Source organism: Halovivax asiaticus JCM 14624, assembly GCF_000337515.1.
Classification (GTDB): Archaea; Halobacteriota; Halobacteria; order Halobacteriales; family Natrialbaceae; genus Halovivax; species Halovivax asiaticus.
Map to the genome: position 1 here is coordinate 383,566 of NZ_AOIQ01000006.1, position 19,632 is coordinate 403,197.

The following is a 19,632-nucleotide window of genomic DNA, read 5'->3' on the forward strand; positions in this document are numbered from 1 at the left end:
AAGAAAATCGGCGAGCCGGTTCAGCCGAGCGGCGACGGTGCGCCGCCGTAGAAGATGAGACCGATCAAGACGGTCAGGACGAGCATCCCGACCCACATGTTCGCGGTGATCCCGACGAGGTAGACGACGCCGAGGAGACCCGTCTTCTCGTCGCTCGGGTTCCCGACGAACCACGAGATGGTCATCACGTAGACCGGCATCAAGATCAGCCCGAAGATGATCCACGTCCCCGGGCCGGAGAACCCAGTCGTACCGCTCGTCGGCTCGTAGCCGTGGTACAGCGGCAGGTTCGCCACCGCGGACGCCGTCACGTCGAATGCACCGGCGAGGAGGCTCATGCTTCCACCTCCGTCGAACCGTGCTCATCGTGATCGCCACGGAGGTGCTCGATCGCGTGGAGTTCGACGATCGGAACCATTTTCGAGACGAACAGGAAGATCAGTGCGACCATCCCGATCGTGCCGAGGATCGACGCGATCTCGATCAGGCTCGGGACGTACGAGCCGGGGACCCCGCTGTACATACTGAACTGTACGTAGAGGAATCCCTCGACGACGAACAGAACCTTCTCGATCAGCGTCGCCGTCAGTACCGCGAACGCGGTGATGATCGCCCGCGTCTTGGTGAAGAGTTCGGGTCGAAGCGCCTGGGCGAAGATGTACATCAGACTGCCGGCCACCAGCCCCATCGAGACCATGTACAGCGGCGCGTGAAGTTTACCGTGGGCGGCTTCGAGTGCCGCCACGCCAGGGAAGTAGACGCCGTTGATGATCGTCTGGAGCTGGAACCACAGCAGCATCAGGCTGAAGAACCCGAGCCAGAGCAGGAGTCCGCGGAAGATGTCGCGGGTGATGATGTGGTGCCAATCGTAGGCGCGCGTGAACGCGGCAGCGGCGATGGTCACACCGCTGATCGCCGACGTGAGGGCGATCGCGAGGAACATCGGCCCCTGAATGCCGCCGTCCCAGATCGGGTAGGTCGCGAGGAGCGAGAACAGCCACGGGATAACGCCGCCGTGGAGCAAGAGCGGAGCCATGATGATGATCGCCGCGGCGATCCACCAGACCATCCGCTCGATGATCTCGTCCTCGGCTTCCGAGTAGCCGAAGGTCAGAATCTTGTAGACGGGTTCTAAGATGTCCGGGAGGTCATCACGGAGACGGACGATGTCGTAGCGAATCGTCAGCCCGAGGTACGTCGCCGTCAGGACGAAGTACGCCGTGATGACCGTCACGTCCCACACCAGCGGTGAGTTGTGAACCGTGATGTGATAGTGGCTGATAACGCTCGTGACCATGCGGTCCGGACGCCCCATGTGGACGAGAATGTAGAATCCGGCTGCGGAGAGGCCACCGAGGGTCAGAAGTTCCGCCATCCGCGCGACCGGCATGTATCGCTCCATGCCGAGCAGTCGGACGGCTGCGGAGAGGATGATCCCGCCGTGGGCGATCCCGACCCACCAGATGAAGGCGCCGATGTAGACGCCCCAGGTGACACCGCCACCGCTGCCCCAGTCGCCGAGGCCGGTGACGACGAGGCCCTTCTGCAGCTGGTAGGCCCAGCCAACCAGGAACAGGGCGAACGCCAGTCCGGCGATGGCAACGAGAGCGACCCACTTCTTCGTCAGCGTGTTGATCGGGCGGAGGATGTCCGCCTCGGAGGGGGTTTCGGCGCTCATTTAGAGCCCCCGGACGGTTTCTTCTTCGATCACGTCCATGCGATTGTCGACGATCGAGGCCTCCGAGCCGTCGGCGCGCTCGTACGTATAGGCTGCGTACGACGTCACAGCTTTGTCCTCGGGAGTCTCTTCCGGCGGAATCTGCTCGGCGTGGGGGCCGGGTTCGTTCCCGATGTAAGTGACGTTCGGACTCGTGCCGACCTCCTCCAGGAGGTTGAATTTCGAAGCGTCCTCCCCGAAGATCGCGCGAAGGGTGCCGTAGGCGTCGTCGAACGTTTCTTCACCGAGGTTGAGCGTGCGCCTGACCTCGGTCGACTCGAAGTCGATACCGGCCGCCACGAGCGCGTCGTTGTACCCACGCGCTTCCTCGACGGCAGCCGCCATCGATCGGGTACGATTCAGGTTGTCGGAGATTTCGATGTTGTCGGCGACGATGGTGATGGCGCGAATCGTCGCGATTCGTTCGTAGCCGTTCGCCGCGAAGTAGGTTGACTGGACGTAGTCGAGGTGGAAAAGGTCAAACGCGTCGTCGAGCGTCGACTCACCGCTCGTCCCCAGTTGCGACTCTACTTCTTCCAGCGGAGGGATCCCGTTGCTCGCCCGCACACCGGACGAAGTGTCGAAGAAGTTTTCGACAGCACGACCGAACGCGGGGTACTCGGCGTAGACACTGGGGTCGCTTCCTTCATCGTTGACGTTACCGAACTGGATCGCGCCTGGCGGACAGGCGTCCATACAGGCCGTCGTCCCGACCTTCTCCTCGCCAGCGTAGCCGTCCTGGCGACTCGGACAGAACGTACACTTGCTCATGACACCACGGGGGGACCGGCTGTCGACCGGTCGATCGCGGTAGTCGTGGATGTGATCGCCCGTCATCTCTGAGTGCTGTTCCGCGATCGCGTCCTGACTAACGTCGGGTTCGTCCCACTGGAAGTAATTGACCCCGTACGGGCAGGCAACCTGACAGTAGCGACAGCCGATGCAGACGTCGTAGTCGGTCAGGACGATGCCGTCCCGACTTCGAGTGTGGCGAGCCGTCGTCGGGCAGACCTTCTCACACGGCGCGTCGGTGCAGTGCTGACACGGCCGGACGAGATAGGGCCAGTCCTTGACGCTTGCCTCGTCGGGATTTTCTGGCGCCCCGACGGTGTCGTCTTCGTAGGCCATGACGTACATCCAGTTGACACCCTCGTCCAGGTTGTTCTCCTCACCGCACGCTTTCATGCAGGAGAGACAGCCGTCACAGACCTCGAGGTCGATCGTCATGCCCCACTGCTTTCCGGAGGTCGTCCCGCCGGAGGAGGAGGCAGCGTTCGCGTCGCGATCTCGGCCGTCGGCGAGTGCACCCACGCCGAGGGCGGCACCGCCGACGCCCATCTTCTTCATCACGTCACGTCGGCTCTGGTCGCCGTCAGCGAGCGACGTGAGAGCGTCGACGAACCCACCCTCGTCTTCGAGGTCCTCGATCGCGCCCGCCGTCGGACGTTCGTCTTCGCCGAACTCCTCGAGTACCTGTTCGTGGTACTTTTCCTGGAACTCGGCTTCTGTCAGTTCACCAGCGACGAGTCGCTGGGCATCTTCGGCCATGGCGAGTCCGAGCTCCGTGTCGTACTCGGTATCGTCGAGCATCGACGTGAGCTCTGACTCCCACTCAGCACCGAGTGGATGGAACGATTCGTCCTCTGTATTCGTGCTCATTGTGCCGGCCTCACTGGGCTAGGCTCGTCGTGGTGCCATTGAAAAGGTGTCGACTTCCGGGCGGCACGAGATCGGATCGACCCGATTCGGCTTCGGCGACCGCCACTGGACTTCCTGTCCCCAGTTCCCTGGTCCGAAATTGGTTCATTCCGCCTCAGTCGGTCGTCTCTATTCCCGCACATTGGTTCAGACGACCCCACTCCGTCTCGGTTAATCCTTCCCCCATTCCCACCGGCTGGGAATGGCAAACGACCACAATCCGCCTCAGAGAGATAACCGATCTGTTACGAGTTGCGGTTTGCAGCCGTATCGTATTCGCTCGGCCTCAGGGCGTGGCGCAGCTGGCAATCGACACTGACCGACGGATCGCGATGCGTGTGCTTGTGGCGCTCTCCCACCAATTCCTGATGGCTGTACCCGCGGTCTGTCCCCGCGTATCGAAACCCTTACTCCCGGCAGGGGAGTCACATCGCGCATGAGCGAGGACGCCGTCACCGAAAAGGACGTTCGCCACGTCGCGTCCCTGGCACGGGTCGCACTCGCGGACGACGAAGTCGATCGGTTCACCACGCAGTTCGAGGAGATCCTCGACGCCTTCGAGACGCTCGAAGAGGTCCCGTCGGTCGATCGATCGGCCGAACTAACGAACGTCCTTCGCCCGGACGAGAAACGAGACTCCCTCTCACCGGAGGAAGCACTCGAGAACGCCCCAGAAACCGAAGAGGGCCGCTTCAAAGGGCCGAACGTCTCCTGATCATGTCCGACGCATTCATCACCGAAACCGAACTCGACGGCGCCGAAGACGGGGTGCTCGCAGGAAAGACGATCGCCATCAAGGACAACATCTCCACCGAGGGCGTCAGAACGACCTGCGGGTCGGCCATGCTCGAAGACTACGTGCCACCGTACGACGCGACAGTAGTCGAACGCGTCCACGAGGCGGGGGCGACGATCGTCGGAAAGGCCAACATGGACGAGTTCGGGATGGGAACGACGACGGAGACTTCGTTCGTCGGGCCGACCGACAACCCGGCCGCACCAGGACACGTCCCCGGCGGCTCCTCCGGTGGCTCCGCGGCCGCCGTCGCGGCCGGTGACGCCGATCTCGCACTCGGGAGCGACACGGGCGGATCGATCCGGTGTCCGGCGGCGTTCTGCGGCGTCGTCGGCATCAAACCCACTTACGGCCTCGTCTCTCGCTACGGGTTGATCGCATACGCGAACAGCTTGGAACAGATCGGGCCGCTGGCACCGACGGTCTCCGAGGCGGCGTCGCTGCTCGACGTGATCGCCGGTCCCGACGACCGCGACGCGACCACGCGAGCGGATCCGGGTGAGGGTTCCTACGCCGACGCGGCTGACGGATCGGTCGACGGGATGACGATCGGCGTCCCGACGCAGCTCGTCGAGGGCGCCGACAAGGGAGTCCGGGAGGCGTTCGAGAGCGCCATCGAATCCCTCGAAGCACAGGGGGCGACGACGACCGAAGTCGACCTCCCCTCGGTCGAACAGGCCGTCGAGGCCTACTACGTGATCGCCATGTCCGAAGCCTCGTCGAACCTCGCTCGATACGACGGCGTCAGATACGGCCACAAGAGCGACGCCGACGGCAACTGGAACGAATCGTTCGCCCAGACGCGATCGGAAGGCTTCGGCGAAGAGGTAAAGCGACGAATACTGCTGGGCACGTACGCGCTCTCGGCCGGCTACCACGACAAGTACTACGCGAAAGCCCAACAGGCACGCGACTGGATCAAGCAGGACTTCGATCGCGTGTTAGCCGAGGTCGACGTCCTCGCCTCGCCGACGATGCCGGTCCCGCCGTTCGAACTCGGCGAGAGCCTCGACGACCCGCTCGCGCTCTACCTCGCCGACGCAAACACGGTACCGGTCAACCTGGCCGACCTGCCGGCCATCTCCGTGCCCGCCGGAGAGACGGACGGCCTTCCCGTTGGCCTCCAGTTGGTCGGCCCCGCGTTCGGCGAGCGAACCATCATCTCGGCCGCCAGCGCGCTCGAATAAGAGCGTCGAGACGAGATAATCACCCGACCGGGACAGTCGAGGGATAAGTTTTTATCGGCCGTCCATGTACACTGTCACCAAGACGAACCAGTCGCCGATGATTCACGACGCTACCACCGACGTTGCGTTCGACGAGTTCTCCCGAGCCTGCGACCTCGTCGAGGAGTACTTCGGCGCGACGATCGACGATGTCGCCCTGCACGCACCCGTCTCTCGGCGACAGCTCGTGGCCGTCCTCGCCCGGGCGCAGCTCGTCGGGCGAGAACTCGCCGGCACAGAGCCGATCACCGTCGAGCGGGCCGTTCACCAGTCGAACGACGAAAGCGCCTACTGGCTCGACGACGGCTTCTGGGACGACATTCGCGGCCGCCACAACCTCACCCCCGACGAATCTCGCGCGGCACGGGAAGTTCATCGGCGGATCGTCGAAGCGATCGCCGGCGACGTCCCCTACTACAACCGCGAACGCGACCCGTACGTCCTCATCGAACGACAGTTGTCCCGAGTCTGAGGGCCCCAAACTGTTTTCGTCCCGTTCACGCTACTGAATTGCCCAGCCCCCATCTCCGAGTGTCATCACTACCGACGGGGAGAAATCACGCTGTCCCGACCAGTTCCCAGTCGAGTGCGAACAGGAACTGTCGGGTGGCCATCGAAAGCAATCGTCACCGGCCCTGCACTCGGCGCTTCAGTCCTCGTACGCGAGGTTCATGATCCACTGCGAGAAGGCGTCGCTGTTGGCGTCGACTTCCTCCTCGCCGATGAACGGCGAGAGCATATCCCCGGCCATCAGCAGGCGGAAGTCGAGGTCGCGCGCGGTCGGCGCGATGTAGTAGGTGTTGTGCCCATCGTAGACCGCATCTTCGCGGTCGACGAGTTCCTTCTCGACGAGGCTCTCGACGATCCGACTCCCCTTGCGCGAGGAGACGCCGAGTTCTTTCCAGAAGTCGCTCTGGTGGATGCCGCCGGATTGGCGGACGAGTTCGAGGCCGGCCCGTTCGTCCTCCGACAGGTCGGCTTCGACTTCGGCGAGACTCACGATACCACCTCGGCGCAGTAACGTCGTACCCGGAACCCTGTCTCCATACCCCAACAACGGGTTCCAATCCGCTTAAATGTGGCTTTCGACGTCGATCGACTCGAACGGCGTCTCACAGGGCGGGCCATCGGCGTATTCGTACGTGAGGGACCGACCGATCGAGACGAGCGAGGCCGAACGCGTGCCGTAGGAGCCTCCGTGTTTGCAGACGCCGTAATCGTGATCGGCCACCACGCCGCTGGCACGATCGAGCCACGCTTCGGCAGTCTCGTCTGTGACTGACGCGAGTGCGGTCCGGACGGCGACGGCGCTCTCGGCCTGTTCCCGCCCCAGTTCCTCACGGGCCGACGGGATCTGGGGATCGACCGACCGTCCGACGTTGACCAACACGTGCACACCAGGGTCGAGATCGACTCGATCGAGCGTCCCGTCCCAGGCGTGTATCGTCGCCGTCTCGGCGTCCGCGATCGCCAGGTAGAATCCATCGTACTCGGCGTCGGCGACGGATTTCTCGACGAGGTGGCCGGCCGCCGTCGCCGACTCGCTCGCGAGTGCATCCGCGACCAGCTTTCCGCGTGATCGCTCACCCGCTAATTCGGCGTCGGTCCAGCGGTTCGTGAGGGCGACGAGCACGCCGTGTTCGTTGACGCCGATCCAGGTGCCACCGGCCTCGGCGTCGCGCGGCGCGACGACGACCGGACCCTCACGGTACCGGCCCGGCGGGTCGGCTGGGCGATCGAGCGCTTCGTCGCGCGTGGCAGCCGCGACGACGGGGGCCTCCGCGAACACCTGCCATGCGAGGATGAACGTGCACATAGTCGGTACACGCGCAGGACGGACTAAAGGCGTTCTCACCGGACGAGCGGGTACGGTGCACCGGACAGACGCAGCACCGGGAAGGGACAGTGAAACCAGTAAAAATAATACCATTGTACTTACTATAAAGGCATGGTTCGTCCAGTGGGCACGGTTCCGGAGGTCGAACACTTGCCTGCGATCGGCGGCGTGTGCTACGCTGCGGCCGTTCTCTACCTCTATCATGCCATCCGCCGACAGCCAGTCACCGATCTACTCACCCCGCTCTCCCACGGCACCGTCGCAGAAAGTGCATACGTCGCGATCGGACTGTTCACGATCGGTTACGTGATGGTTCACGTTGCCGTCGCCCACCGGCAATACATCCCGATGATAGCGGCCGTGACGTTCTACGTCGGTGCGACGTATACGAGCTGGAGAGACATCCAAAGCGCCCTCGATTCGGGAGTTGAACCCCTTTTGACGATTCGACTGGATACGATCTACGTATACTGGTGGATAGTCCCGCTCACGGCTATCGTGTTACTGTGGGTGCTAGAGGATCAGGCAAGAGGGATCGTCCGGCGACACTGACGGGCGCGGACGGGTGTCGGCTTACCCCGCCAGCGTATCGAGAACGCCGAGCACACGTTCTTCGTCGGCCCGATCGGGTCCGTTCTCCCGGCCGGTACGGTCCGACGCGAGGTGGTCGTCGACCGTTCGCTCCATCGCCTCGGACAGCGGTGTCGATTCCCAGCCGAGTTGGGCGACCTTCCCCGTAGTGAGCATGTGGGGCGGGTCTCGGTAGAGGACGAAGTCCTCGAGGGCGAGGTCGGCCGCGGCAAGTTCCCGGGCGCCCGCGGTGACGAGTTCGACCCCCGCTTCGTGGTCGGGGTCGACGGCGGCCAGCGACTCGTCGATCAGTTCGAGCATGCCACGTAAGGTGACTGCGCGCTGATCGCCGACGTTGTACGCTTCGCCGGGTTCGCCCTCCTCGGCGACGATCCGCATCCCGCTCGCGACGTCTTCGACGTAGACGCGGTGCCAGAGGTTGGTCCCGTCGCCGGGGAGGACCACGCGGTCGAAGCGGTGAATGCGGTCGATCCAGTAGTCGAGGCGTTCGGTGTAGTCGTGGGGCCCGTAGACGATCGGCGGGCGAACGCTCATCGCGTTGACGCCGTCGGCGGCCGCCTCGAAGACGACGCGATCACCCTCGGCCTTTCGCGGTCCGTAGGTCTCCGACTCGTCGGCAGTGGCCTGCTCGTCGGTGCACTCACAGAGCGGCGTGAACCCCTCTCGCTTCGGGAGGTCCTCCCGGCCGTAGGCAGCGCCGCTCGAGATGTAGACGTAGGCATCGACGTCGTCGAACACTGTCGTCGCCTGGCGAACGTCCCGCGGGAAGTACGCGACGCAATCGAAGACGGCGTCCGGCTCGACCGCAGCGGCCTCGACGAGGTCGCCGTCGTCGGTCCGGTCACCCTGCACGTGGTCGACGCCGTCGGTGTCGGCGAACGGGTTCTCGTGGTTTCCGCGGTTGAACAGCGTCACTTCGTACTCGTGTTCGAGCAACTCCTCGACCAGATGGCGGCCGATAAAGCGCGTGCCGCCGATAACGAGCGCGTGGTCCATACGAATCGGATCACCCCTGCGGACAATAACGGTGCCGGAGTCGGAACCGTCGTGGGTCACCGGAAATCGGGCCGACGCGAAGCGGCGGCTACGCCGCGTCCGTCCCGGAGGGACTGGCAACGTACTCGTCAGCCCACCCCCAGATGAAGAGGCCGATCGAGAGCGCCACCCAGAGGCGAACCGCGGGAGCCATCGGGTCACGGACGACGACGGGTGCGATCAGCGGGCCCTCGATCCACCCCCAAAGCGCGAGCGCTTCGAGAAGGACCCAGGTGAAAACGAACAGGTACCCGAGCGTGCGCCCCCGCCGCAAGCGTGTCCACACGAGCAGACCCGAAACGATCCCGAGCACGGAAGCGAGCACGACGAGGGCGACGAACGCACCCAGCCACAGGCGACCGGCGGCCCCCGCTTTCCCGGTCGGAGCGATCCAGAGCGAGTAGCTGTAGCTGAGCGGAAGATAGAGACCGAAGCCGGCGAGCAACAGACTGAGGCCAATGTGCCCCGAGGTCCGATCCATCATCGGATCGAAGTCGTTTCGGCGCGCAGTTAAAGGCGAAGGATTCGTTCCAGTCCGTGCGATCGCCGGTGGCGAGCCGAGCAGAGGACCAGATTCAGCAATCGTCGAAGACGAGTGTGCCGTCGACGAGCGTCGCCACGACGTCGATCTCGTCGATCCGGTCGGGCTCCTCCCAGGGCGATTCCTCGAGGACGGCGAGGTCGGCTCGTTTTCCCACCTCGATCGTACCGAGCCGATCCTCGTCGAATCCGGCGTACGCGGCACCGATAGTGTACGCGCGAATGGCCTCGGAGACCGAGAGCCGCTGGGACGGCGTCGGCGCGTTGACGGCGTGGTGGATCCCGAACAGCGGGTCGAGCGGCATGCTGTCGGAGCCGAACGCGAGCGGGGCACCCGCCTCGAGGACGTCGCGCAACCGGTTTGACCGCTTTCGTCGCGCCTCGCCGAGACGCTGGTCGTACAGCCCACCGGGCTGGGCCCACTGGTGGAAGTTCGGTTGCATCGACGCGACGATACCCGCGTCGGCCATCGAGGCGAGTTGTTCGTCGGTCGCGAGTTCGACGTGTTCGATGCGGTGACGAGCGGTCGGTGCGGTCCCCGTGTCGGCGAGGACATCGATCGCCGCCCCGATCGCCTCGTCGCCGATCGCGTGGACGGTCAGCTGGAAGTCGTAGTCCACGGCCCGGTCAGCGACCTCGCGGAGTTCGTCGGGCTCGACGACCCACTGGCCGCGGCCGTCGTCAGGGCCCTCGTCAGTGGCGCCGGATCCCGTGCCGTCGACGTCCTCGTACGGGTCGAAGAGCTTCGCCGTTCGGGCGCCGATACTCCCGTCGGTGAAGGACTTGATCCCGCCGGTTCGGACGAAGTCACTCCCCGCGTTCGTCGCGAGGCCGACGTCGATCGCTGTCTCCAGATGATCGCTCCAGTAATCGAGCCGGACCCGACAGTCGAGGTCGCCGTCGCGATCCAGTTCGCGGTAGATTCGCGGCGCGCGGGAGTGGCGAACTTTCTCGTGGACGCCGGTGACCCCGAGCGAGGTGGCGTGGTCGATCGCCGCCGTCACGAGTTCACGCGTCTCCGCGTTCGAATCTTCCGAGCCACCCCAGACCTGGGTTGCGGCGTCCTCGACGACCACACCGGTCGGCTCACCGTCCGCCGTCCGGACGTCGTCGGCCGGGAGGTCAGGGAGTAAACGGTCGAGCGCGACGGAGTTGAGCGACGCGGTGTGCATGTCGACGCGCATCGCGACGACGGGCCGTTCATCGCTGATCGCGTCCAGATCCTCCCGTGTCGGGTAGCGCGATTCCGGCCACTCGCTCTCGTCGTAGCCGAATCCGAGGATCCACTCACGGCCGGTCTCGGCCTGACGGTCGAGTTCCGCGAGCGCGTCGTCGAGACTCGCGGCGTCGGAGAGATCCGCGTGGACCAGGTACAGGCCCTGGGTTTCCATGTGCGTGTGTGCGTCGATAAATCCCGGCACGACCGTTCGTCCCGCACAATCGATCACGGTCGTCTCCACCCCCTGCAGGTGTTCGATCTCGACGGTGCGTCCGACGCGGACGATCTCGCCGTCTCGAACTGCGATCGCCTCCTGAACGTCCTCGGACTCCCCGTCGTCGGCTATCGTGACAGTTCCAGTACCGTCGGTCGCCCCCGCCAGGGTGTGTACCTCCCCGTCGAGCAAGACGAGATCCGCAGCCTCGGTCATGCCCTGACCGGTGCGTGGCAGTCCCAAAACGATTGCGACTCCGGCGAATCGCAACGGCGGACGTCTCCGCCTCACGATCGCCGAAGGTGATCCGTGGCGTCGCTCGGAGCGCGGGATCGAACGGAATCAGCAACTGTTAGGACCGGGCCCCGTCTCGACCCAGACATGAGCGACGCCGAGACTCTGGCTGACCGCGTCCGCGACGGCGAGCTTCGACTGTACGAACTGGACGACCACGCGGACTCAGACACCGCAGCCGAGGCCCGTCGCCGATTGCTGGAGGCCGAAACCGAAACGACCCTCGAGACGATCGGCGACTACTCGTTCCCGGCCGCCGAGGCAGCCGACACGGCCATCGAGAACATGATCGGTGCCGCCCAGATTCCCATGGGCGTCGCCGGCCCAGTCGCCGTCGACGGTGGGGCAGCCAGTGGAGCGTACTACCTGCCGCTCGCGACGACCGAGGGCGCGCTGGTCGCCTCCGTCAACCGTGGCCTCTCCGTCATCGACGACGCGGGTGGCTCGACCGCCCGCGTGACGAAGAACGGAATGACGCGCGCGCCGGTTTTCCGGGTCGACGGCGTCGCCGAAGCGGCCGAGACCGTCGAGTGGGTCGAGTCGCACGAAGCCGACCTCCGCGAGGCGGCCGAGTCGACGACCAGCCACGGCGAACTGCTCGGCGTCGAATCCTACGTCGTCGGCGACTCCGTCTACCTCCGCTTCGCCTACGACACGAAAGACGCGATGGGGATGAACATGGTCACGATCGCGACCCGCGAAGCCTGCGACGTCGTGGAGGCCGAGACGCCAGCCTCGCTCGTCGCAGTCTCGGGCAACCTCTGTTCGGACAAAAAGCCCGCAGCGATCAACGCGGTGGAAGGACGCGGCCGATCGGTCACAGCAGACGTCGTCATCCCCGGCGAACTCGTCGAGGATCGGCTGGGAACCACAGCCGAGGGGATCGTCGAAGCCAACACCCGAAAGAACCTGATCGGCAGCGCGAAGGCTGGCAGTCTCGGGTTCAACGCACACGCGGCGAACGTCGTCGCCGCGGCCTTCCTCGCGACGGGCCAGGACGAGGCTCACGTGGTCGAGGGCTCGAACGCGATCACGACGATGGAGACCCGTGAGCGTGACGAAGACGGTTCCGAAGACCTCTATGCCAGCATCTCGCTGGCCTCCCTCCAGGTCGGGACCGTCGGCGGCGGCACGAAACTGCCGACCCAGGCCGAAGCGCTCGACGTCCTCGACCTGCGCGGCGGCGGGGACCCCGCCGGTGAGAACGCGAATGCGCTGGCCGAGGTCATCGCCGTCGGCGCGCTGGCAGGCGAACTCTCCCTGCTCGCCGCCCTCTCCTCGCGACACCTCGCAAGCGCGCACGAAGATCTCGGGCGATAGTAGGAAGACGGTGGTGGTTACTTCACAGCTGACGAGGGCGGTCGCGTTCATCCGAGTGAGAATGTGGAGACGACCACATCATGAGGTGGGCCGCTCAACGTGGACGAAAGAAGGCAAACGACCACCTCGGTACGACTCGGTATCCGCACAATAATTCACATGCCACTGGCGCAAATATTGCGCTATTCGGGAGACTCAGGCGCGTGAATGACTCACCGGGGTGATGGCTTCGGAAGCTTCTTTATCCAGTCCGTCAAGCACACAGACACAGATGGCTGTACTCTGGCTGGACGAGATCGGCGCCGACGACCTGGAGTCCGTCGGGGGCAAAGGCGCGTCCCTGGGCGAGCTTACGGGAGCAGGGCTGCCGGTCCCGCCTGGCTTCGTCGTCACCGCTGGCACCTACCGGGAGTTCATCGAGAACGCCGGCATCGACGAGGAGTTGTTCGATGCCGTCGAGGTCGACGTCGAGGATTCGGCCGCCCTCGCCGACGCTGCCGACCACGCACAGGAACTCATCGAGGAGACGCCGTTCCCCGAGGAGTTGCGCGAAGAAATACTCGCCGCCTACCACGACGTCGGGACGGCCGACGAGGAGGCGTTCGTCGCCGTCCGCTCGTCGGCCACCGCGGAGGACCTGCCCGACGCCTCGTTCGCCGGTCAACAGGAGACGTTCCTGAACGTCACCGAGGACGATTTGCTCGACCGCGTCCGCCGGTGCTGGGCCTCGCTATTTACCCAGCGGGCGATCTACTATCGCCAGGAACAGGGCTTCGATCACTCGGCGGTCAACATCGCCGTGGTCGTCCAGCAGATGGTCGACGCCGAGAAGTCCGGCGTCATGTTCACCAGCCACCCCTCGACCGGCGATCCGACCATGATCGTCGAGGCAGCCTGGGGCCTGGGCGAAGCCGTCGTTTCGGGTGCGGTCTCCCCGGATAACTACGTCGTCGATCGCGCTGACGGCGAGATCGACGTGACGATCGCCGACAAGAAGGTCAAACACGTCAAAGACCCCGAGACGGGCGAAACCGTCGAAGTCGACGTCGATCCCGACGAGCGCGAAAAGCGCGTCCTGTCGGACGCCGATGTCGAACGGCTCGTCGAACTCGGCGAACGGGTCGAATCCCACTACGACACTCCACAGGACGTCGAGTGGGCGATGGCCGACGGGGAGGACTACATGCTCCAGTCCCGACCGATCACCACGATCTCGGGGCCGGACGATATCACCGACGCCGCCGGATCCGAGGGCGTCACGAGTGTCACCGACGGCAGCGGCGGGGTGGAGTCCGCCGGTGGCGAACTCGCGGGCGAATCCGTCGCTCCCGAAGGCGAACTGCTCGTCGACGGGCTCGGGTCGAGCCCCGGCCGCGTCGCCGGCCCGGCCCGACTCGTGACGAAACTCGACGATCTCGACAAGGTCCGCCAGGGCGATATCATCGTCACCGAGATGACCACGCCAGACATGGTCCCCGCGATGAAGCGGGCCGCTGGCATCGTCACCGACGAAGGCGGCATGACGAGTCACGCCGCGATCGTCTCGCGCGAACTCGGCGTCCCGGCGATCGTCGGGACGACGAATGCGACGACCGTCCTCGAAGACGACCAGCAGATCACCTTAGACGGTGACAAAGGCCAGGTACTCGCCGGAAAGACCGTCGAAACGGACGAAGAAACCGAGCCGGTCGAAGACGTCCGGCCGCAGTCGCCGGTCAAACCGATGACGGCCACGGAAGTCAAGGTCAACGTCTCCATCCCGGAGGCAGCCGAGCGCGCCGCCGCGACTGGGGCCGACGGCGTCGGCCTCCTGCGCACCGAGCACATGATCCTCTCGCTGAATCGAACGCCGGCGAAATTCATCGCCGAGGAGGGCGTCGACGCCTACGTCGACGAACTCGTCCAGGGCATCCGCGGCGTCGCGGACGAGTTCTACCCGCGGCCGGTCCGCGTCCGCACTCTCGACGCGCCGACCGACGAGTTCCGCCAGCTCGAGGGCGGCGAGGACGAGCCGAGCGAGCACAATCCGATGCTCGGCTACCGCGGGATTCGCCGGAGTCTCGACCGGCCCGACGTCTTCGCCCACGAATTAGAGGCGTTCCGGCGGCTCTACGACCTCGGCTACGACAACGTCGAGATCATGCTGCCGCTGGTCAACGACGCCGAGGACGTCTACCGATCGAAACGACTCATGGAAGAAGCTGGGATCGATCCCGAGAAACGAACCTGGGGCGTGATGATCGAGACGCCGGCCTCGGCGCTCGGCGTCGAGGAGATGGCCGACGCGGGCATCGACTTCGCCTCCTTCGGGACGAACGACCTCACCCAGTACACCCTCGCCGTCGACCGGAACAACGAGCACGTCGCCGACCGCTTCGACGAGCTCCACCCAGCGGTCCTCAGACTGATCGGCGACGTCATCGAGCGCTGTCGCGAACACGGCGTCGACACCTCCATCTGCGGGCAGGCCGGCTCGAAACCCGAGATGGTCCGCTTCCTCGTCAACGAGGGCATCAGCTCCATCTCGGCGAACATCGACGCCGTTCGCGACGTCCAGCACGAGGTCAAGCGCGTCGAGCAAAAGCTGCTGCTCGATTCGGTTCGGTGAAAAAGCGCTCGAGTTCGTACTATTTCCGCGCTCGTCGGATCGTTGCTCTCAGTCCGACCGACCGGCGAGATACGACGTGAGCGTCGACGTTACCTGGTCGACGAGTGACGCTTCGAGCGTTCCCTGCCAGAACTCGATATCGGCCTCATCGAGCGTGTGGACGGTCCACGGGACGAGATTACTCGGTTCTGGTGTCCCACCGTTGATCCACGCGCGTTCGGGAATCGGGACGAGCCTGTCGTACCAATCCTTCGTCGTCAATGGCACGACGAGATACTGGTCGCCGTGGAACGGATACTGCTCGTCGTTCAGAATACACCACGTCTCGAATACTGATCACCTTTGAACGGGTCCGCACCGTACACGACGTCAGTTCGTTCCCGCGTCATTCGTCTTCGTCGGTCGATTGTGTCCTGGCTGCATGTTCTCGCCAGGCCTCTCGATCCTCTGTCCCGAATCGCGCGTTCAAACGCTCGGTGACGCGGTGGTATTGACCGAACGACGCGATGCGCTCCGGTTCTCCGATCGCCCAGTACGCCGCCTTGTGGCGAACGAGCCCTCGGTCTTCGAGACGGCCGAGGACGGTCGCGATCGAGTTCTGCGGGATGCCAGTTTCGTCTGCAATTTCGGCGGCCTTGAACGCTTTGTCGTCGTTCGAGAGGAGAAACTCGAGGACTTTTTCCGGATTGCTCAGATCACCCAATTCCTGCTCCGGAGTTTCTTCGAACGTATCGATATCGATGACCATGATGGCTGTACGGGAGCGACTGTCGTAAGCGTTTCCGACGTAACCTATGTAATCGATGTTTCCTATGTTCAATTGGGACAACGTAGCGCGTTCGCCCGTCATGGCCAGTCAGTCATGGCCTGCCCGAGAACACAACAGATAAAGCCGTCACTCTCCTGCTCTGACGCATGCAGGCCGAGCCACAAGGGTTCGACCGGGTTCTCTCCTCGATGTGTACGGAGCCGCATCCGGTCGCCCGGGCGGCCGCCGAACGGTTTCTCGCGACGAACCCCGGCGATCCGGGGACGTATCCGACCGTCGCCGAGTTGGAGGATCGGGCGATCTCGATGCTTGGCGACATCGCCGCCCTGGACGACCCAGCTGGGTACGTCTCCAGCGGTGGTACGGAGGCAAACATCCAGGCGGTTCGAATCGCACGCGAGCGAGCACGCAGGAACGACATCGAGTCACCGTCCGTCATCATGCCCGAATCGGGCCACTTCAGTTTCAGGAAGGCCGCGGACGTTCTCGACGTCGACCTCACGGTCGTTCCGACGGACGACGACCACCGGGTGCGTCTGGACGCGGTTCGCGAACGCGTCGACGAAGCGACGGCACTCGTCGTCGGCGTCGCTGGAAGTACCGAGTACGGCCGAGTCGATCCGCTCGGATCGCTCGGAGAGATGGCTCACGACGTCGGCGCGCTGTTCCACGTCGACGCCGCCTGGGGCGGATTCGTCCTCCCGTTTACCGACATCGAGTGGACCTTCGCCGATATCCCGGTCGACACGATGGCCATCGACCCGCACAAGATGGGGCAGGCCGCGATCCCCGCCGGTGGCTTGCTCGTCCGGGACGAGGCGTTGCTCGACGAACTCGCCGTCGACACGCCCTACCTGGAGACGACCTCGCAGGCGACGCTGACGGGGACGCGCTCCGGTGCCGGCGTGGCGAGCGCCGTCGCCGCGATGGAAGAACTGTGGCCGGAGGGCTACGCCGCACAGGCCGACCGCTCACAGGCCAATGCCGACTGGCTGGCGACGCAGCTCGCCGAACTCGGCTACGACGTGGTCGAGCCGACGCTCCCGCTGGTCGCGGCGGACGTGCCGACGCCCACGTTCGAAGCGCTCAGGGAAGCCGGCTGGCGGATTTCCCGGACCGGGACGGGCGAGCTTCGGGTCGTCTGTATGCCCCACGTGAGCCGTTCGATGCTCGAATCGTTCGTCGACGACCTCGCCGCGATCGACGAGTGCGCACCGACGACGACGGCGACCGACGATTGATCGGCGAGCCGGAGAGAGCCCCCGACGAGGTGGGAGTTCGCGACCGGGAGAGAGGAATTCGACGAGGAGCGCAGTAATCGGACGACCCCGTTCAGAAGCATTTTGTACGAGGGTAGGTAACATGAGGCCAGCATGGGCGCTGGACGCACGGTGATCGCGACGATGCGTCCGCGACGATAGCGACCGGGTGGATCGTCGCGGCGCCGGTCATACGGCACGCACCCGCGGCGGGGAAACCCGATTTCTCCCCTACCAGTGGACGAGTAGCGCGACGCACGACCGAAAACCGGCGGGTTTTACGCCCGCCGCGACAACGACACGCTAAGAAAATACAATGAGTACCGAAGACTTTCCGACGGACCGACCGGCGGTGGTGACCTGCGGGCTCCCGTACGCGAACGGAGATCTCCACATCGGGCACCTCCGCGGCTACATCGGCGCGGACGCGTTCGCCCGCGCGCTCGAAACGCTCGGCCAGGAAACGGCGTACGTCTCGGGTTCTGACATGCACGGCACGCCCGTCGCCGTCAACGCCGAGCAGGAGGGAATCGACCCCGAGGAGTTCGCACTGCGCTGGCACGAACAGTATCAGGAAACGTTCCCGAAGTTCGACGTCGATTTCGACAACTACGGGCACACGCACGACGAGACGAACACCGAACTGACCCAGGAGATCGTCCGGACGTTAGACGAGGAAGGCTACGTCTACGAGGACGAGATCCTCGTCGCTTACGACCCGAAAGCCGACGACTACCTGCCCGACCGGTACGTCGAGGGGACCTGTCCGTACTGCGGCGCGAAGGCCCGCGGCGACGAGTGCGACGAGGGCTGTCAGCGCCACCTAGAGCCCGGCGAGATCGAGGACCCACGGAGCGTGCGGACCGGCAACCCGGCGGAGTACCGAGAACGGACGCACAAGTTCTTCCGCGTCTCCGAGTTCGCCGACTACCTGACGGAGTTTCTGGACGGCCTCGAAGGCACGTCGAACGCCCGGAACCAGCCACGGCAGTGGATCGAAGAGGGACTCCAGGACTGGTGTCTCACCCGCGATATGGACTGGGGGATCGACTACCCCGGGGACGACGGCGCCGCCGAGGACGTCGTCCTCTACGTCTGGGTCGACGCGCCGATCGAGTACATCTCGAGTACCAAACAGTACACCGAGCGTGTCGGCGCCGACGAATACGACTGGGAACAGGTCTGGACGGAAGAAGGCGAGATCGTCCACGTGATCGGCCGGGACATCATCCAGCACCACACGATCTTCTGGCCGGCGATGCTAGAGGCCGCCGACTACACCGCGCCACGGGCGGTCGCCGCGACAGGCTTCATCACCATCAACGGCAAGGGGCTCTCGACGAGTCGCAACCGGGCCATCTGGGCCAGGGAGTACCTCGACGAAGGGTTCCACCCGGACCTCCTGCGGTACTACCTGACGACGACCGGCGGCTTCCAGCAGGACGTCGACTTCTCCTGGGACGCCTTCCAGGAGAAGGTAAACGGCGAGCTCGTCGGCACCGTCGGTAACTTCTGGTACCGCAGCCTGCTCTTCGCCTACCGGAATTACGACGGAACGCCCGATACGGCCGTCTCCGACGAGGTCGAGGCGCGCATCGAGGACGCGATCGACGCGTTCACCGGCGGGGTGAACGACTACTCGTTGCGCGACGTCGGCAACGCCACGACGCGACTCGCCCAGTTCGGCAACGAGTACATCCAGCGCAACGAACCCTGGAAGCTCACCGACGAGGAACCCGACCGGGCGGCACAGGTCATCCGCGACTGCGTCCAGCTCGCGAAGGCCACCGCCGTCCTGCTCTCCCCGATCGCCCCCGGCAAGGCCCAGGCGCTCTGGGAGCAGATCGGTGAAGACGGCGAGATCGCGGACGCACACGTCGAGGACGCACTGGCGGCCCCGCGAGACTCGTTCGACAAACCCGGCGAACTCTTCGCCAAAATCGAAGACGATCGCGTCGCCGAACTGAACGAGAAACTCGAAACGCGGATCGAGGAAGCGGCGAGCGACGACGAGACGGAAGGCGGTGACGGAGCGCCAGCAGACGGCGAAATCGAAAGCGACGACACTGCCAGCGAACAATCCACGAACATGACCGACACAGACGATCTCGAACCACTGGCGGAGGATCGCATCGGCTTCGAAGACTTCCAGGACGTGGACATCCGCGTCGGCCAGATCGAGACAGCCGAAGGTATCGACGGCGCAGACGATCTCGCCCGGCTCGAAGTCGATATCGGCTTCGAGACGCGTCAGGTCGTCGCCGGGATCAAACAACTCCACGATCTCGACGAACTCCCCGGCACGCAGTGTATCCTGCTGGCGAACATGGAACCCGCCGAACTCTTCGGCGTCGAATCCAACGGCATGATCCTGGCCGCGGGCGAGGAAGCGGACCTGCTCACCACGCACGGCGACGCCGCGCTAGGCGAGAAGATCAAGTGACTGTGGCCTCGCCATAGACGGCGAGAGCCTGGCGATCGGCACGCGTCACGCCACACCAAGCAGATT

Annotated in this window: 18 protein-coding genes; 8 read left to right on the forward strand and 10 right to left on the reverse strand. The window is 64.7% G+C overall.

Going from position 1 to position 19,632, the window contains the following annotated elements:
* Positions 1-20: 20 nt before the first annotated feature.
* Genes C479_RS02880 through C479_RS02890 form a run of 3 tightly spaced genes read right to left on the reverse strand, consistent with a single transcriptional unit; the run spans position 21 to position 3,376 of the window.
* The gene (locus C479_RS02880) at positions 21-338 is read right to left on the reverse strand and encodes a hypothetical protein (protein ID WP_007697558.1); all 318 of its coding nucleotides are present in this window, start codon (positions 336-338) and stop codon (positions 21-23) included.
* Positions 335-1,678: an NrfD/PsrC family molybdoenzyme membrane anchor subunit gene (gene nrfD / locus C479_RS02885; RefSeq protein ID WP_007697561.1), complete on the reverse strand. Its 1,344-nt coding sequence runs from the start codon at positions 1,676-1,678 to the stop codon at positions 335-337. Before nrfD ends, C479_RS02880 begins: the two co-directional genes overlap by 4 nt.
* Entirely contained in the window at positions 1,679-3,376 is a 1,698-nt protein-coding gene (locus tag C479_RS02890; RefSeq protein WP_007697564.1) for a 4Fe-4S ferredoxin N-terminal domain-containing protein, read from the reverse strand.
* Positions 3,377-3,851: 475 nt separating this feature from the next.
* Here C479_RS02890 and gatC point away from each other — a divergent pair, with 475 nt between their 5' ends.
* The 3 genes from gatC to C479_RS02905 all read left to right on the forward strand — a co-directional run bounded on the left by gatC (position 3,852) and on the right by C479_RS02905 (position 5,909).
* A complete protein-coding gene (gatC, locus tag C479_RS02895; protein WP_007697567.1) occupies positions 3,852-4,130 on the forward strand; it encodes an Asp-tRNA(Asn)/Glu-tRNA(Gln) amidotransferase subunit GatC in 279 nt (92 codons plus the stop codon).
* Positions 4,131-4,132: 2 nt separating this feature from the next.
* Positions 4,133-5,398 carry an Asp-tRNA(Asn)/Glu-tRNA(Gln) amidotransferase subunit GatA gene (gatA, locus tag C479_RS02900; RefSeq protein WP_007697569.1) on the forward strand — a complete coding sequence of 422 codons (1,266 nt, stop codon included), beginning with the start codon at positions 4,133-4,135 and terminating at the stop codon, positions 5,396-5,398.
* A 64-nt stretch (positions 5,399-5,462) separates the two neighbouring features.
* Positions 5,463-5,909, forward strand: coding sequence for a hypothetical protein (locus C479_RS02905; RefSeq protein ID WP_007697571.1), 447 nt, complete (start codon positions 5,463-5,465; stop codon positions 5,907-5,909).
* A 177-nt stretch (positions 5,910-6,086) separates the two neighbouring features.
* Here C479_RS02905 and C479_RS02910 read toward each other — a convergent pair whose 3' ends face one another.
* Together C479_RS02910 and C479_RS02915 are read right to left on the reverse strand one after the other, a co-directional pair.
* The gene (locus C479_RS02910; protein ID WP_007697575.1) at positions 6,087-6,437 is read right to left on the reverse strand and encodes a helix-turn-helix transcriptional regulator; all 351 of its coding nucleotides are present in this window, start codon (positions 6,435-6,437) and stop codon (positions 6,087-6,089) included.
* A 72-nt stretch (positions 6,438-6,509) separates the two neighbouring features.
* Positions 6,510-7,253, reverse strand: coding sequence for an NRDE family protein (locus C479_RS02915; protein ID WP_007697577.1), 744 nt, complete (start codon positions 7,251-7,253; stop codon positions 6,510-6,512).
* A gap of 132 nt (positions 7,254-7,385) precedes the next feature.
* Between C479_RS02915 and C479_RS02920 the strand changes: the two genes are divergently transcribed.
* The gene (locus C479_RS02920; RefSeq protein ID WP_049907022.1) at positions 7,386-7,826 is read left to right on the forward strand and encodes a hypothetical protein; all 441 of its coding nucleotides are present in this window, start codon (positions 7,386-7,388) and stop codon (positions 7,824-7,826) included.
* A gap of 21 nt (positions 7,827-7,847) precedes the next feature.
* Here C479_RS02920 and C479_RS02925 read toward each other — a convergent pair whose 3' ends face one another.
* The 3 genes from C479_RS02925 to C479_RS02935 all read right to left on the reverse strand — a co-directional run bounded on the left by C479_RS02925 (position 7,848) and on the right by C479_RS02935 (position 11,089).
* A complete protein-coding gene (locus C479_RS02925) occupies positions 7,848-8,861 on the reverse strand; it encodes an NAD-dependent epimerase/dehydratase family protein (RefSeq protein WP_007697583.1) in 1,014 nt (337 codons plus the stop codon).
* Positions 8,862-8,949: 88 nt separating this feature from the next.
* Entirely contained in the window at positions 8,950-9,384 is a 435-nt protein-coding gene (locus C479_RS02930; protein ID WP_152415783.1) for a hypothetical protein, read from the reverse strand.
* Positions 9,385-9,475: 91 nt separating this feature from the next.
* The gene (locus C479_RS02935; RefSeq protein WP_007697590.1) at positions 9,476-11,089 is read right to left on the reverse strand and encodes an amidohydrolase; all 1,614 of its coding nucleotides are present in this window, start codon (positions 11,087-11,089) and stop codon (positions 9,476-9,478) included.
* Positions 11,090-11,254: 165 nt separating this feature from the next.
* Here C479_RS02935 and hmgA point away from each other — a divergent pair, with 165 nt between their 5' ends.
* Both hmgA and ppsA read left to right on the forward strand, forming a co-directional pair.
* Positions 11,255-12,487 (forward strand): hydroxymethylglutaryl-CoA reductase (NADPH), encoded by a 1,233-nt coding sequence (gene hmgA / locus C479_RS02940; protein ID WP_007697593.1) that lies wholly within the window; start codon positions 11,255-11,257, stop codon positions 12,485-12,487.
* Between the two features lie 271 nt (positions 12,488-12,758).
* On the forward strand, positions 12,759-15,095 hold the full coding sequence (gene ppsA / locus C479_RS02945; protein ID WP_007697596.1) for a phosphoenolpyruvate synthase: 2,337 nt from the start codon (positions 12,759-12,761) through the stop codon (positions 15,093-15,095).
* A gap of 48 nt (positions 15,096-15,143) precedes the next feature.
* Here the strand turns inward: ppsA and C479_RS16725 are convergent, their stop codons facing one another.
* On the reverse strand, positions 15,144-15,356 hold the full coding sequence (locus C479_RS16725) for a hypothetical protein (protein WP_007697600.1): 213 nt from the start codon (positions 15,354-15,356) through the stop codon (positions 15,144-15,146).
* A 124-nt stretch (positions 15,357-15,480) separates the two neighbouring features.
* On the reverse strand, positions 15,481-15,843 hold the full coding sequence (locus C479_RS02955; protein WP_007697603.1) for a MarR family transcriptional regulator: 363 nt from the start codon (positions 15,841-15,843) through the stop codon (positions 15,481-15,483).
* Positions 15,844-16,010: 167 nt separating this feature from the next.
* On the opposite strand from C479_RS02955, the gene mfnA reads away from it, so the two are divergent.
* Together mfnA and metG are read left to right on the forward strand one after the other, a co-directional pair.
* Positions 16,011-17,105 carry a tyrosine decarboxylase MfnA gene (gene mfnA / locus C479_RS02960; RefSeq protein WP_049907023.1) on the forward strand — a complete coding sequence of 365 codons (1,095 nt, stop codon included), beginning with the start codon at positions 16,011-16,013 and terminating at the stop codon, positions 17,103-17,105.
* A 334-nt stretch (positions 17,106-17,439) separates the two neighbouring features.
* Positions 17,440-19,566, forward strand: a complete 2,127-nt coding sequence (gene metG / locus C479_RS02965) for a methionine--tRNA ligase (protein WP_007697609.1) — start codon at positions 17,440-17,442, stop codon at positions 19,564-19,566.
* Positions 19,567-19,632: the final 66 nt, after the last annotated feature.

Bases quoted from the DNA above. Each gene is read 5' to 3' on its own strand.
- ppsA (WP_007697596.1), top strand. From the start codon at position 12,759: ATGGCTGTACTCTGGCTGGACGAGATCGGCGCCGACGACCTGGAGTCC.
- C479_RS02930 (WP_152415783.1), bottom strand. From the start codon at position 9,384: ATGATGGATCGGACCTCGGGGCACATTGGCCTCAGTCTGTTGCTCGCC.
- C479_RS02935 (WP_007697590.1), bottom strand. From the start codon at position 11,089: ATGACCGAGGCTGCGGATCTCGTCTTGCTCGACGGGGAGGTACACACC.
- C479_RS02955 (WP_007697603.1), bottom strand. From the start codon at position 15,843: ATGGTCATCGATATCGATACGTTCGAAGAAACTCCGGAGCAGGAATTG.
- mfnA (WP_049907023.1), top strand. From the start codon at position 16,011: ATGCAGGCCGAGCCACAAGGGTTCGACCGGGTTCTCTCCTCGATGTGT.
- metG (WP_007697609.1), top strand. From the start codon at position 17,440: ATGAGTACCGAAGACTTTCCGACGGACCGACCGGCGGTGGTGACCTGC.
- gatA (WP_007697569.1), top strand. From the start codon at position 4,133: ATGTCCGACGCATTCATCACCGAAACCGAACTCGACGGCGCCGAAGAC.
- nrfD (WP_007697561.1), bottom strand. From the start codon at position 1,678: ATGAGCGCCGAAACCCCCTCCGAGGCGGACATCCTCCGCCCGATCAAC.
- C479_RS02905 (WP_007697571.1), top strand. From the start codon at position 5,463: ATGTACACTGTCACCAAGACGAACCAGTCGCCGATGATTCACGACGCT.
- gatC (WP_007697567.1), top strand. From the start codon at position 3,852: ATGAGCGAGGACGCCGTCACCGAAAAGGACGTTCGCCACGTCGCGTCC.
- C479_RS02880 (WP_007697558.1), bottom strand. From the start codon at position 338: ATGAGCCTCCTCGCCGGTGCATTCGACGTGACGGCGTCCGCGGTGGCG.
- hmgA (WP_007697593.1), top strand. From the start codon at position 11,255: ATGAGCGACGCCGAGACTCTGGCTGACCGCGTCCGCGACGGCGAGCTT.
- C479_RS02925 (WP_007697583.1), bottom strand. From the start codon at position 8,861: ATGGACCACGCGCTCGTTATCGGCGGCACGCGCTTTATCGGCCGCCAT.
- C479_RS02920 (WP_049907022.1), top strand. From the start codon at position 7,386: ATGGTTCGTCCAGTGGGCACGGTTCCGGAGGTCGAACACTTGCCTGCG.
- C479_RS02915 (WP_007697577.1), bottom strand. From the start codon at position 7,253: ATGTGCACGTTCATCCTCGCATGGCAGGTGTTCGCGGAGGCCCCCGTC.
- C479_RS02890 (WP_007697564.1), bottom strand. From the start codon at position 3,376: ATGAGCACGAATACAGAGGACGAATCGTTCCATCCACTCGGTGCTGAG.